The following is a 12842-nucleotide window of genomic DNA, read 5'->3' on the forward strand; positions in this document are numbered from 1 at the left end:
CACACAGCGTCGTGAGAGGAAACCACCATGGCTGTCACGCAGCCCGCCGGTGCCGGGACGACCCCGCGCCGCCGGCTCGACAAGAGTCACTACCTGTACATCGCGGTGATCGTGGCCGTCGTGGCCGGTGTCGTCGTGGGCCTGGCCTCCCCGGACACCGGAGTGGCGCTGAAGCCGCTCGGCACCGGGTTCGTCGCGCTGATCAAGATGATGATCTCGCCGGTCATCTTCTGCACCATCGTGCTGGGCATCGGCTCGATCGCGAAGGCCGCGACGGTGGGCCGGGTCGGCGGGCTGGCCCTGCTGTACTTCCTCGTGATGTCCACGTTCGCGCTGTTCATCGGCCTGGTCGTCGGCAACGTGCTGCACCCGGGCGAGGGCCTGAACATCGCCGACGCCAGCTACGAGGCCGACGGCGAGGCCGAGGGCCTGGTCGACTTCGTGCTCGGCATCATCCCCACCACGCTCGTCTCGCCGCTGACCGGGGAGTCCGTGCTGCAGACGCTGTTCGTGGCGCTGCTCGTCGGGTTCGCGATCCAGCAGCTCGGTGCGCGCGGCAAGCCTGCGCTCGACGCGATCCGGATGATCCAGGCCATCGTGTTCCGCGTGCTGACGATGATCCTGTGGGTGGCCCCCGTGGGCGCGTTCGGCGCCATCGCCGGCGTGGTCGGCGAGACCGGCTGGGGCGCCGTCGTCGCGCTCGGCACGCTGATGCTCGGGTTCTACCTGACCTGCATCGTGTTCATCGCCGTGGTGCTGGGCGCCGTGCTCTGGTTCGTGGCCCGCGTGAACATCTTCTCGCTCATGAAGTACCTGGCGCGCGAGTACCTGCTCATCGTCAGCACGTCGTCGTCCGAGGCGGCCCTGCCGCGCCTCATCGCCAAGATGGAGCACCTGGGCGTGTCCAAGCCGGTGGTCGGCATCACCGTGCCGACCGGGTACTCGTTCAACCTGGACGGCACGGCGATCTACCTGACCATGGCGTCGCTGTTCATCGCCTCGGCCATGGGCACCCCGCTGTCGATCCCCGAGCAGATCGGCATGCTCGCCTTCATGATCATCGCCTCCAAGGGTGCCGCCGGGGTCACCGGCGCCGGCCTGGCCACGCTCGCGGGCGGCCTGCAGACCTACCGGCCCGACCTGGTCGACGGCGTGGGCATCGTGGTGGGCATCGACCGCTTCATGTCCGAGGCCCGTGCGCTGACCAACTTCACCGGCAACGCCGTGGCGACGGTGATCATCGGCACCTGGACCAAGGAGATCGACCGCGACCGCGTGGACCAGGTGCTGGCCGGCGCGCTGCCGTTCGACGAGGCCGCGGCAGCCGACCTGCACGGCCCGGAGGACGCGGCCGACGGCGAGGCCGGCGCTCCGGGCGCCGCCCGCGACGCCGACGAGGCGGGCCGCACGGGCGGCGCGCGCGCCAAGGTGGCCGAGCCCACCGGCGTCTGACCTCACGGACCGACGACGGCCGGGGCACTCTGGGGGTGCCCCGGCCGCCGTCTGAACGGGTCCGCCGCCGGCAGGTGGTCGCGCATGCTCCCCGGTCTCCGGGCGTGCGCGGTCGCCGGCCGGGGGCGGACCTTCGTCGTCTCCCGGGACCGCTGTGCGGGAATATATGGACGGCACGTGCACTTCTGTGCTTATATGGACGCGCAGTCCACATCGAGACCAGGGAGCACCTCATGAGCACCACCGACACCAGCACCCGCGTCGCCCTCGTGACGGGCGGGTCCGGCGGCATCGGCCGCGCCGTCGTCGAACGGCTCGCTGCCGACGGGTTCGCCGTCGCCGTCCACTACGCCGGCAACCAGGCCCGGGCCGACGAGGTCGTCGCGGCCGTCCAGGCCTCCGGCGGCCAGGCGCTCGCCGTCGGCGGGGACGTGGCCGACGAGACCGCGATGGCCGCCGCGTTCGACGCGACGGAGGCGGCGTTCGGCGGCGTCGACGTCGTCGTCAACACGGCCGGGATCATGATCCTGGGCCCGGTCGCGAGCTTCGACCTGGCCGACCTCGACCGCATGCACCGCACCAACGTCCGGGGCACGTTCGTCGTGTCCCAGCTGGCCGCGGACCGGCTGCGGTCCGGGGGCGCGCTGATCAACTTCTCGACGTCGGTGGTCCGGACGCAGTTCCCCGGGTACGCCGCCTACGTGGCCAGCAAGGCCGCCGTCGAGGGCATGACGCTGATCCTGGCGCGCGAGCTGCGCGGCAAGGACGTCACCGTCAACGTGGTGGCCCCCGGCCCCACGGCCACCCCGCTCTTCCTGGACGGCAAGGACGAGCAGACCATCCAGAACCTGGCGAACGCCGTGCCGCTCGAGCGCCTCGGCCAGCCCGAGGACATCGCCGAGACGGTCGCGTTCCTGGCCGGGCCCGCACGGTGGGTCAACGGGCAGGTCATCTACACCAACGGGGGGATGGCATGAGCACCGTCGTCATCACCGGGGCGTCCAGCGGCTTCGGCGCCCTCACGGCCCGGACGCTCGCCTCGGCGGGTCACACCGTCTACGCCGGCATGCGCGAGACCGAGGGGCGCAACGCGCCGCAGGTCGCGGCCGCGCGGACCTGGGCCGCGGAGCACGACGCGGACCTGCGGCCGGTCGAGCTCGACGTGAGCTCGCAGGAGTCCGTGGACCGCGCCGTGGAGCGGATCGAGGCCGAGCACGGGCAGGTGGACGTGCTGGTCCACAACGCCGGGCACATGGTCGTCGGCCCGGCCGAGGCCTTCACGCCGGAACAGCTCGCCCAGCTCTACGACGTCAACGTGCTCTCGACCCAGCGCGTGAACCGCGCCGTGCTGCCCGGTATGCGTCGCCGCGGCGCGGGGCTCGTGATCTGGGTGTCCAGCTCCAGCGTGAAGGGCGGCACCCCGCCGTACCTGGCGCCGTACTTCGCCGCGAAGGCGGGCATGGACTCCCTCGCGGTGTCCTACGCCGCTGAGCTGGCCCGCTGGGGTGTGGAGACGTCGATCGTGGTCCCCGGCTCGTTCACGAGCGGCACCAACCACTTCGCGCACGCCGGGCACCCCGCCGACGCGGCGGTGGAGGCCGACTACGAGACCCGGTACGCCGGGCTGATGGGCCAGGTCGCGGACAAGCTCGCCGCACTGGCGCCCGACGCCGACGTCTCGCTCGTCTCCGACGAGATCGCCCGCATCGTGGCGCTGCCCGCCGGGCAGCGACCGTACCGCGTGCACATCGACCCGGCGGACGACGGCTCCGAAGCGGTCTCGGACCTCGCCGACCGCACCCGTCGCGAGTTCCTCGACCGTGTCGGCCTGGCCGACCTGCTGACGGTCGCGGTCGGCGGTGCGGGGGGTGCCGGTGCCGCCGGGTGATCGGCAGGCCTGGCACACACCTATGCTGGCGGGCGTCCGGGGTGCAGCAGCGGGGGATCACAGGAGCGCACATGACTGACCAGCCGACGACGGCCGCCGTCGACCAGCCGCCCGCCCGTAGCCGTGGCCGCGGGCGGCGGCCCGCCGACGAGGTGCGTGGCGACGTGCTGCGCGCCGTCGGCGAGCTGCTGCTGGCCGAGGGCATCGCCGACCTGACGTTCGAGCGCGTCGCGCGCGTCGCCGGGGTCAGCAAGACCACGCTCTACAAGTGGTGGCCCTCCAGGGGTGCGCTCGCCCTGGACGGCTACTTCCACGCCGTCGAGCAGACGCTCGCGTTCCCGGACACCGGCGACATCCGCGTGGACCTGCGCGACCAGCTCCGGGCGTTCGTGCACCTGATGACGGCGACGCCCGCGGGTCGCATCCTCACGGAGCTCATCGGGCAGGCGCAGACCGACCAGGACCTCGCCGTCGCCTACCGCACGCTGTACTCGTCCGAGCGCCGCCGCCTCGCGGCCGAGCGGCTGCGCGCGGCCCAGGAGGCGGGGCAGGTCCGGGACGACGTCGACGTGCAGGTGGTGGTCGACCAGCTCTGGGGCGCCGTCTACCACCGGCTGCTCATCCCGGACGAGCCGGTCACCGAGTCGTTCGCCGACGCCCTGGTCACCAACATCCTGCTCGGCATAGCCGGCCCCCGCCCCGCGTCCCGTTGAGTGCTGGGCATCCGCGAGGTCCCGGGGCACGGGCCCGACGAACACCCAGCACTCAGACGAGCGCTCACCGGACCAGGCACGGACGTTTCGGGTCGAAGGTCCAGTCCGGGATCAGATACCGCATCGCCCGGGCGTCGTCACGGGCCCCCAGGCCGTGCTCCAGGTAGAGCTCGTGGGCGGCGGCCAGGCGGTCGAGGTCGAGGTTCACACCCAGGCCCGGCGTCGTCGGCACCTGGATCGCACCACCCTCGATGCGTGGCGGGGCCGTGGTCAGGCCCTGCCCGTCCTGCCAGATCCAGTGCGTGTCCAGCGCTGTGATCTCGCCGGGCGCCGCCGCGCCGACGTGCGTGAACATGGCCAGCGAGATGTCGAAGTGGTTGTTGGAGTGCGACCCCCACGTGAGCCCGAACTCGTGGCAGAGCTGGGCCACGCGCACCGAGCCCGCCATGGTCCAGAAGTGCGGGTCGGCCAACGGGATGTCGACGGCGCCCGCGCGCACGGCGTGTGCCATCTCGCGCCAGTCGGTGGCGATCATGTTGGTCGCCGTCGGCAGGCCCGTGGCCCGGCGGAACTCCGCCATGACCTCGCGGCCGGAGAAGCGGCCCTCCGCCCCGCACGGGTCCTCCGCGTAGGCGACGACGCCGCGCATGCGCCGGCCCAGCCGGATCGCGTCGGCCAGCAGCCAGCCGCCGTTGGGGTCCAGGGTGATCCGGGCGTCGGCGAACCGTTCCTTGAGGGCCACCACCGTGTCGACCTCGAGGTCGCCCGCCTGCACGCCGCCCTTGAGCTTGAAGTCGGTGAACCCGTACCGCGCTGCGGCGGCCTCGGCCAGGCGGACCACGGCGTCGGGCGTCATCGCCTCCTCGCGGCGCAGCCGCCCCCACGCGTCGGACTCGTCGTCGCCGCGCAGGTACGGGAGGTCGGTCGCCCCCGGGTCGCCCACGTAGAAGAGGTAGCCCAGCATGGGCACCGCCGCGCGCTGGACGCCGTCGCCCAGCAGCTCCGCGACGGGTACGCCGAGATCCTGTCCGTGCAGGTCCAGCAGCGCGGACTCCAGGGCCGTGACCGCGTGCACCGTGGTGCGCAGGTCGAACGTCTGCGCACCACGGCCGCCCGCGTCGCGATCGGCGAACGCGGCCGACACCGAGCGCAACAGGGAGCGGTACCGTGCCACCGGCTGCCCGACGACCATCTCGCCCGCCTCCTGGATCGTCGCCCGGATCTTCTCCCCGCCGGGCACCTCGCCGAGGCCCGTGCGGCCGTCGGAGTCGGTGACGATCGCGACGTTCCGCGTGAAGAACGGGGCGTGCGCGCCGGACAGGTTCAGCAGCATCGAGTCGTGTCCCGCGACGGGCACCACCTCGACGCGCGCGATCGTGGGGCGGGCGCTCACCGGCCGGCCTCCGCGGGGGTGCCGTCCGTGCTGGTCGCGTCCGTGACGTCGGGTCCCGTCGTGCCGAGCACCACGTCGAGCACGCCGTCCACCCGACGGGTCAGGTGCCACGGGTTGTCCGACCGCAGCGGCTCCGGCAGCAGGAACTCCGGCAGGTTCTGGTAGGCCACCGGGCGCAGGAACCGCTCGATCGCCAGCGTGCCCACCGAGGTGGTGCGCCCGTCGGACGTCGCGGGGAACGGCCCGCCGTGCACCATCGCGTGGCCCACCTCGACGCCCGTGGGCCAGCCGTTGGCCAGGATGCGGCCCGCCTTGCGCTCCAGGAGGGGCAGCAGTGCCGCAGCCGCCTCCCGGTCGGACTCGGTCAGGTGCAGGGTCACGGTGAGCTGCCCCTCCAGGTGCTCGACGGCGGCCATCAGCTCGTCGGCGCCGTCGTACCGGACCACGAGCGAGGCTGCGCCGAAGATCTCGGCCTGCAGCACTGGGTTGTTCAGCAGGGTCGGCACCGCGCTGGCGAACACGGCAGGCGCGGGGGCGTTGCGCGTCGCGCCCGGCGACCCGGCACCCACGAGCGAGACGCCGTCCTGGGCGGCCAGCGTGTCCACGCCGTCCTGCCACGCGCGGGCGATGCCGTCGGTGAGCATGGTCTGTCCGGCGGCGGCCGCCGCGGCGCGTCCGGCGGCGGCCACGAACGCGTCGCCGCGCTCGCCGTCCGGCACGAACACGAGACCTGGGGCCGTGCAGAGCTGGCCCGACGAGCCGGTCACCGACGCGAGGTAGGCGGTGGCGAGCGCGTCGACGTCGCCGGCCAGAGCGCCGTCGAGCAGGATCGTCGGGTTGATCGAGCTCATCTCGGCGTAGACGGGGATCGGCACGGGCCGGGCGGCGGCCGCCTCGACGAGCGCGAGGCCGCCGCCGCGGGAGCCGGTGAAACCGACGGCCTGGATCACCGGGTCGGACACCAGCGCCTGGCCGACGACCTTGCCCGGACCGTAGACCAGCGAGAACACGCCGGGGTGCAGACCCGACGCGGCCACGGCGTCGGCCACCGCACGGCCCACCAGCTCGGCCGTGCCGGGGTGCGCGTTGTGCGCCTTGACGACGACGGGGCAGCCGGCGGCGAGCGCGGAGGCGGTGTCGCCGCCCGCGGTGGAGAAGGCGAGCGGGAAGTTGCTGGCGCCGAACACGGCCACGGGGCCCACGGGCACCTTGCGCTGCCGGATGTCGGCGCGCGGCAGGGGAGTGCGGTCGGGCAGGGCGGGGTCGATCCGCACACCGCGATGGTCGCCCTGCCGCACGACCTGCGCGAACAGGCGGAGCTGGCCGGTGGTCCGGGCCACCTCGCCGGTGAGCCGGGCCGCCGGGAGGCCCGTCTCCCGCACGGCCCGCGCGACGACGTCGGACGTGATCGCCTCGATGTTGTCCGCCACGCGCTCCAGGAACCGTGCGTGGGGTTCCGGCGCGAGCGCGGAGAACGAGGCGAACGCGTCCTGTGCGGCGGCGGTGGCCTGCGCGACCTGTGCCTCGTCGAGCAGGGAGTAGGCGGGGGCGAGCGCCTCGGCAGTCGCCGGGTCCTGCCCGGCGAACGTGCCGGCGGTGCCCGGCAGGGACGCGCCGGCGACGATCGAGTGGCCGGTGAGGTGGGCTGTCATGGGTGTCTCCTCGGGTGCGGGTCGGTCAGCCGGCCAGGGCGGCGGGGCCGGTGGCGCCCGCGGGGTTCGTGGCGCTCGCGGGGCGGACGCCGGCGGCGTCGATCAGGGCGATGAGGTCGGCGAGGTCCTGCGCGGTCAGGTCCTGCAACGGGGCGCGGACGCTGCCCATGTCCCGGCCCACCGCCCTGAGGCCGGCCTTGACGATGGACACCCCGTACCCCTTGGCGCGGTCGCGGATGTCGAGGTAGGGCAGCACGAACCGGCGCAGCTTCTCCGTGACCGCCGCCTGGTCGAGCGCGCGCACGTCGCGGTAGAACTCCAGCGCGAACTCGGGCACGAAGTTGTACATCGCCGAGGAGTAGGTGCTCATGCCGAGCTGCAGCAGCGGCAGGGCGTAGGTCTCCGCGGTGGGCAGCCCGCCCAGGTAGAAGAGCCGGTCGCCGTTGGTCGCGTGCACGCGGCTGAGCTGCTCGATGTCGCCGATCGCGTCCTTGAACCCGATGAACGTGGGGTGCCGGTCGGCCAGCCGTTCGACGGTGCGCGCCGAGTACACGGCGTTGGCGCGGTTGTAGACGATGACGCCGAGGCCGGTGGCTGCGCAGACGGCGGAGGCGTGCTCCAGGAGCCCGTCCTGGTCGGCCTCGGTGAGGTACGGGGGCAGCAGGAGGATGCCCTCGGCGCCGGCGTCCTGCGCGGCGCGCGCGTTCTCGATCGCCTGCGCCGTGTTGCCGCCTGCGCTGCCCAGGACCGGGGTGCGTCCGCCCGCCGTCTCGACGGCGAGCCGCACCACGCGGGCCTGTTCCTGCGGGGTGAGGCTGAAGCCCTCGCCCGTGCCGCCCGCGGCGAACAGGCCGCCGATCTCGAAGCCCGACTGCCAGTCGATGTGGTCGCGGTAGCGGGCCTCGTCGACCGCGCCGTCGGCGGTGAACGGCGTGACGGGGAAGGAGAGCAGCCCGTCCTTGAGGGCGGCGGCGAGCTCCTGGGGTGCGTACGTGGCCACGGTGGCCCCTCCTGTGACAGACGTCGGCGATGGCGTGCTGGTGCGGTGGTGACGGGCCGATGCCCGGCAGGTCCGGCCGCCAACCTAAGAACCGTCCACGATGCCTGTCCAAGCCCGATGTTGCATCGGTTCATGCCGCAGGGGTATCGCTGCGGCGCGTTCAGTCGTGGACGGGGCGGAGGTAGCGGAGGAACTCGTGCAGTGCGGGGTTCTTCGAGTCGCGGTTCCAGATGGCGTGCAGCTCGACCACGCCGTGCGGTACGTCGCCGAGCTCCAGGAAGGTCACGCCGGACAGGCCGAGCAGCCGTGCCGACTCGGGCACGAACGCCACGCCCCGGCCGACGGCGACCAGCGAGCACATGGTCAGGATCTGGCTGACGACGTGCACCACGTTGCCGTGCTCGACGGCGATGTACCGGACCACCATGTCGTAGAAGTAGCGGGCCTTGGTCGGGTGGTGCCCGATCAGGGGCTGGTCGCGCAGGTCGCGGCCGTTGACCGGCCGGTCCAGCCGGGTCAGCGGGTGTCCGTGCGGTACCGCGAGCACGAGATCCTCGGACAGCAGGAGCCGGGAGTCGAGGGTCTCCTGGTCGAACGGGGGCCGGCCCAGCGCGAGGTCGAGCTCGCCGCGTCCGATGGCCTCGATCTGCTCGATCGTGACCAGCTCCTGGAGGTCCAGGTCGACGTCCGGCATGAACTCGGCGACCTCCTGCACGAGCGTGCCGAGCAGGCTGAACCCGGAGGCGGCGGTGAACCCGAGCCGCAGCACGCCGGCCCGGCCGGCCGCGATCCTGCGGGCCAGGGCCGGCGCGGCGTCGGCGGCGGCCAGCAGGCGGCGGGCCTCCTGGAGGAACACGGCGCCGGCGGTGGTGAGCTCGACGTGCCGGTTGTCGCGCTCCAGGAGCGGTACGCCGACGGCGCGCTCCAGCTTCTGCACCTGGCGGCTGAGCGGCGGCTGGGTCATGTTGAGCCGCTCGGCGGCGCGCCCGAAGTGGAGCTCCTCTGCCACGGCCAGGAAGCAGCGGACCTGATCGAGGGTGTACACGATGGCCTTTCCGAGACTCGATGCATTCCGGGAATCAAGCAATGCAGTAAGAGGCTTAGACAGGCATCGTATGGCCTTCCTATGCTCAACGCCCGACCGGCAGATGCCCGTCCGCGACCTTCCTGCCGTCCGGTGTGCCGACGGCGAGATCTCAATGAGGAGAGCCTGAGATGACGACTGAGAACCGCCCCCGCGCCCGCCGGGCCGCGCTGGGCGTCACCGCCGCGATCGCCGCCCTGACCCTCGCCGCGTGCGGGGGGAACGTGGGCGGCGGGAACGACGCGGGGGCCGACTTCCCGTCGGGTCCCGTGACCATCACCGTGGGCCAGGAGGCGGGGGGTTCGACCGACCTGATCGCCCGCGCCGTGGCCGAGGGCATGGCCGAGGACCTCGGCGTCGCCGTGCCGGTGGTCAACCGCGACGGCGCCAACGGCGCGCTGGCGACCGAGGAGGTCGCCGCGAAGCCCGCCGACGGGTACGAGCTGGTGCTGCTCAACGCGTCGCTCATCACGATCACGCCGCTGGCCGTCTCCGAGGACGAGGCCGTGAGCCTGGACGACCTCGAGGTGCTCAAGGGGCTGTCCCAGGACGACTACGTGCTGCTCGCCAGCAAGGAGTCCGGCTTCGAGACCCTGGAGGACCTCAAGGGCGCCTCCGGCGAGATCAAGTACGGCACCACGGGTGTCGGCACCGGCTCCCAGCTCGCGCAGGCCGCGCTGTTCAAGCAGGCCGAGATCGACGGCACCGCGGTGCCCTTCGACTCCGGCTCGCCCGCACTGACCGCCGTCGTCGGCGACCAGGTCCAGGTGGCCACGGTGCAGCTCGGTGAGGCCAAGCCGCAGATCGACGCCGGCAACGTGGTGCCGCTGCTCGCGTTCTCCGCCGAGCGCAACCAGTTCCTGCCCGACGTGCCGACCGCCGTGGAGGAGGGCTACGACGTGCCCGTCTCGCAGTTCCGTGCGGTCGCGGCGCCCAAGGGCCTGCCCGAGGACGTCAAGGCGCGGCTCGTGGAGGCGATCGACGCCGCCGTCGCGTCGGACACCTACACCTCGTTCAACGAGAACAACCTGCTGACGCCGCACGAGATCTCGGGCGAGGAGGTCACCACGGAGTGGACCGACCTGGCAGGGAAGTACAAGGCGCTCACCGAGGAGTACGACATCAGCCTCGCCGAGGGCTGATCCGTGGCAACGGCAACCGAGGAGACAGGCGTGGAGGAACGAGCCGAGCGCGGGCCCGCCGAGGACGCGCCCCTGCCCGCCGAGCCCGCCGAGGAGGCGCCGCCGTCCGGCGGGCCGGTCGCGAACCTCGCGGCCTGCCTGGTCACGGCCGGCGTCGGCGTGGCCGGCGCGGCCGGGGCCGTGGCGCTGGGCCTGGGCACTCTGGAGCGGCCCGGCGCCGGGCTGTGGCCGCTGGCGATCAGCGTCGCCGTGGTGGTCCTGTCGCTGGCCCAGGTCGTCGTCGGGCGGCACGGCGGGGACGGGGAGCGGTTCTCCCGGTACTCGTGGTTGTCGCTGGTCGGCCTCGTCACCCTGCTGGGCCTCGTGGCGCTGCTGCCCGTGATCGGGTTCGAGATCCCGGCGCTGCTGCTGAGCCTCGTGTGGATGAAGTTCCTCGGCGGCGAGTCGTGGCGGTCCGCCGTCCTGTTCTCGGTGCTGGTCGTGGGCGCGCTCTACGGGGTCTTCGTCGGGGCGCTCGGCACCACCGTCCCGCACCTCTTCTGACCCGCCCCCGCTCTGATCCGCAAGGGAAGTAGCACGTGGAATCGCTGCAGAACGTCGCCGCCGGGTTCGCCGTCGTGCTGGAACCGACGAACCTCCTGTACTGCCTGCTCGGGGTGGTCATCGGCATGCTCATCGGGGTGCTGCCGGGCCTCGGCCCGGCGGCCACCATCGCCATCCTGCTCCCGCTGACGTACGGCGTGGAGCCCGTCACCGCGATCATCATGCTCGCCGGCATCTTCTACGGCGCCCAGTACGGCGGCACCATCACCTCGGTGCTGCTGCGCCTGCCCGGCGAGGCCAGCTCCGTGGTCACGGTGCTCGACGGTCATGCGCTCGCCCGGCATGGCCGGGCGGGCACCGCGCTCGGAGTTGCGGCCGTCGGTTCGTTCGTCGGCGGCACCGTGGCCATCGTCGGGCTCACGTTCCTCGCGCCGCTGGTGGCGGGCTTCGCACTCGACTTCGGGCCGCCCGAGTACGCCGCGCTGGCCCTGCTCGGCATCCTGCTGGTCTCCACCATCGCGTCCGGCGCGCGGGTGAAGGCGCTCGTGGCGGCCGCGATCGGCCTGCTGCTGGCCACCGTGGGCCGCGACGCCTTCACCGGCGCCGAACGCTTCACGTTCGGCAACCTGAGCCTGGCCGACGGCATCGACTTCGTCCCCGTCGCCATGGGCCTGTTCGGCCTGGGCGAGATCCTCTACAACCTGGAGGAGCGGCACCGTGCCGTGCAGGCGCCGGGCAAGGTTGCCAACGTCTGGCCGTCGCGCAAGGACCTCAAGGAGTCCTCGGGCGCCGTCACCCGCGGGTCGGTGCTCGGCTTCTTCCTGGGTATCCTGCCCGGCGGCGGCGCGACCATCGCCTCGATGGCCGCCTACGCCGCGGAGAAGAAGCGCGCGAAGGACCCGAGCCGGTTCGGCAAGGGCGCCATCGAGGGTGTGGCCGGCCCGGAGACGGCGAACAACGCCGCCGCGACCAGCTCGTTCATCCCGCTGCTCACGCTCGGCATCCCCGCCAACGCGACGATGGCGCTGATGTTCGGGGCGCTGCTCATCCAGGGCATCACCCCCGGCCCGCAGCTCGTCTCCCAGCACCCCGAGCTGTTCTGGGGCGTCGTCAACTCGATGTACATCGGCAACGTGCTGCTGCTGATCATGTCCATCCCGCTGGTCGGCGTCTTCGTCCGCATCCTGCGGGTGCGGGCCGCCATCCTCGCGCCGGTCACCGCGCTGATCACGATGATCGGCGCCTACACCATCAACAACTCGGTGTTCGACGTGCTCCTGGTGGTCGTCTTCGGCGCCGTCGGCTACCTCATGAAGAAGCTCGGCTTCGAGCCCGGGCCGCTGGTGCTGGCGTTCGTGCTGGGCTCCCTGCTGGAGGACAGCCTGCGGCGCTCGCTGCTCCTGTTCGACGGCTCGGCCGCGGGCTTCCTCACGCGCCCCATCTCCGCGACGCTCCTGGTCGCGTTCGTGGTGGTAGCCGTGCTGCCCCTGATCCGTTCGGTCCGTGCCCGGCGGACCGTGCCGGTCGAGGCCGGGTCCCCGAAGAACCGAGAGGAGGAGTCCGTATGAGCATCGTCGTGGGGTACGTCCCGACGCCCGCGGGGGAGGCCGCCGTGCGCGCGGCCGTCGCCGAGGCCAGGCTGCGCGGTGAGGACCTGCTGGTCCTCAACTCGGCACGGGAGGGGTCCCTCGTGGAGACCACGGTCGCCTCCGACGAGGACCTGGGCCGGGTGCTGGCGCAGGCCGAGGGGGCAGGGGTGCGGGCACGGGTGGTCCGTGGCGCGCACCGCGACGACTTCACCGACGAGATCCTCGACCTCGCGGCCGAGCACGACGCCTCGCTGATCGTGATCGGCCTGCGCCGCCGCAGCACGGTCGGCAAGTTCATCATGGGCTCGGTGGCCCAGCGCATCCTGCTCCAGGCCGACCACCCGGTGCTGGCGGTGAAACCCCCGCGCTGACGCCCGGCTCACCCC

At 72.7% G+C, this 12842-nt stretch carries 12 protein-coding genes; 8 read left to right on the top strand and 4 right to left on the bottom strand.

Features of this window, described 5'->3' with window-relative positions; genetic code table 11:
* Window positions 1-27: 27 nt before the first annotated feature.
* The 4 genes from ACIG47_RS06590 (at window position 28) to ACIG47_RS06605 (ending at window position 4053) form a co-directional block, all read left to right on the top strand.
* Window positions 28-1452 carry a cation:dicarboxylate symporter family transporter gene (locus ACIG47_RS06590; RefSeq protein ID WP_397430133.1) on the top strand — a complete coding sequence of 475 codons (1425 nt, stop codon included), beginning with the start codon at window positions 28-30 and terminating at the stop codon, window positions 1450-1452.
* A gap of 233 nt (window positions 1453-1685) precedes the next feature.
* Complete coding sequence (locus ACIG47_RS06595) at window positions 1686-2429, top strand: SDR family oxidoreductase (protein WP_397430134.1); 744 nt, start codon at window positions 1686-1688, stop codon at window positions 2427-2429.
* A complete protein-coding gene (locus ACIG47_RS06600; protein WP_397430135.1) occupies window positions 2426-3340 on the top strand; it encodes an SDR family oxidoreductase in 915 nt (304 codons plus the stop codon). Before ACIG47_RS06595 ends, ACIG47_RS06600 begins: the two co-directional genes overlap by 4 nt.
* A gap of 71 nt (window positions 3341-3411) precedes the next feature.
* The gene (locus ACIG47_RS06605) at window positions 3412-4053 is read left to right on the top strand and encodes a TetR/AcrR family transcriptional regulator (protein WP_397430136.1); all 642 of its coding nucleotides are present in this window, start codon (window positions 3412-3414) and stop codon (window positions 4051-4053) included.
* 64 nt (window positions 4054-4117) lie between these two features.
* Here the strand turns inward: ACIG47_RS06605 and ACIG47_RS06610 are convergent, their stop codons facing one another.
* From ACIG47_RS06610 to ACIG47_RS06625, 4 genes are all read right to left on the bottom strand, one after another.
* Window positions 4118-5446, bottom strand: a complete 1329-nt coding sequence (locus ACIG47_RS06610) for an enolase C-terminal domain-like protein (protein WP_397430137.1) — start codon at window positions 5444-5446, stop codon at window positions 4118-4120.
* Entirely contained in the window at window positions 5443-7098 is a 1656-nt protein-coding gene (locus ACIG47_RS06615; RefSeq protein ID WP_397430138.1) for an aldehyde dehydrogenase (NADP(+)), read from the bottom strand. The genes ACIG47_RS06610 and ACIG47_RS06615 overlap by 4 nt, the downstream gene beginning before the upstream one ends.
* Window positions 7099-7123: 25 nt before the next feature.
* Complete coding sequence (kdgD, locus tag ACIG47_RS06620) at window positions 7124-8098, bottom strand: 5-dehydro-4-deoxyglucarate dehydratase (protein WP_397430139.1); 975 nt, start codon at window positions 8096-8098, stop codon at window positions 7124-7126.
* A gap of 160 nt (window positions 8099-8258) precedes the next feature.
* The gene (locus ACIG47_RS06625; RefSeq protein WP_397430140.1) at window positions 8259-9143 is read right to left on the bottom strand and encodes a LysR family transcriptional regulator; all 885 of its coding nucleotides are present in this window, start codon (window positions 9141-9143) and stop codon (window positions 8259-8261) included.
* Window positions 9144-9313: 170 nt separating this feature from the next.
* Between ACIG47_RS06625 and ACIG47_RS06630 the strand changes: the two genes are divergently transcribed.
* The 4 genes from ACIG47_RS06630 to ACIG47_RS06645 are packed head-to-tail and all read left to right on the top strand — an operon-like array spanning window position 9314 to window position 12827.
* Window positions 9314-10324 carry a tripartite tricarboxylate transporter substrate binding protein gene (locus tag ACIG47_RS06630; protein WP_397414773.1) on the top strand — a complete coding sequence of 337 codons (1011 nt, stop codon included), beginning with the start codon at window positions 9314-9316 and terminating at the stop codon, window positions 10322-10324.
* 30 nt (window positions 10325-10354) lie between these two features.
* Window positions 10355-10867 carry a tripartite tricarboxylate transporter TctB family protein gene (locus ACIG47_RS06635; RefSeq protein WP_397414775.1) on the top strand — a complete coding sequence of 171 codons (513 nt, stop codon included), beginning with the start codon at window positions 10355-10357 and terminating at the stop codon, window positions 10865-10867.
* A gap of 35 nt (window positions 10868-10902) precedes the next feature.
* A complete protein-coding gene (locus tag ACIG47_RS06640; RefSeq protein ID WP_397430141.1) occupies window positions 10903-12435 on the top strand; it encodes a tripartite tricarboxylate transporter permease in 1533 nt (510 codons plus the stop codon).
* Window positions 12432-12827: a universal stress protein gene (locus ACIG47_RS06645; protein WP_397430142.1), complete on the top strand. Its 396-nt coding sequence runs from the start codon at window positions 12432-12434 to the stop codon at window positions 12825-12827. Before ACIG47_RS06640 ends, ACIG47_RS06645 begins: the two co-directional genes overlap by 4 nt.
* The last annotated feature ends 15 nt before the right edge of the window (window positions 12828-12842 follow it).

The sequence above is a fragment of the Promicromonospora sp. NPDC052451 genome, assembly GCF_044547525.1.
Taxonomy (GTDB): domain Bacteria; phylum Actinomycetota; class Actinomycetes; order Actinomycetales; family Cellulomonadaceae; genus Promicromonospora.

Excerpts from the sequence above, each read along its gene's own strand:
- ACIG47_RS06590 (WP_397430133.1), top strand. The coding sequence starts at position 28 with ATGGCTGTCACGCAGCCCGCCGGTGCCGGGACGACCCCGCGCCGCCGG.
- ACIG47_RS06630 (WP_397414773.1), top strand. The coding sequence starts at position 9,314 with ATGACGACTGAGAACCGCCCCCGCGCCCGCCGGGCCGCGCTGGGCGTC.
- ACIG47_RS06600 (WP_397430135.1), top strand. The coding sequence starts at position 2,426 with ATGAGCACCGTCGTCATCACCGGGGCGTCCAGCGGCTTCGGCGCCCTC.
- ACIG47_RS06615 (WP_397430138.1), bottom strand. The coding sequence starts at position 7,098 with ATGACAGCCCACCTCACCGGCCACTCGATCGTCGCCGGCGCGTCCCTG.
- ACIG47_RS06605 (WP_397430136.1), top strand. The coding sequence starts at position 3,412 with ATGACTGACCAGCCGACGACGGCCGCCGTCGACCAGCCGCCCGCCCGT.
- ACIG47_RS06595 (WP_397430134.1), top strand. The coding sequence starts at position 1,686 with ATGAGCACCACCGACACCAGCACCCGCGTCGCCCTCGTGACGGGCGGG.
- ACIG47_RS06645 (WP_397430142.1), top strand. The coding sequence starts at position 12,432 with ATGAGCATCGTCGTGGGGTACGTCCCGACGCCCGCGGGGGAGGCCGCC.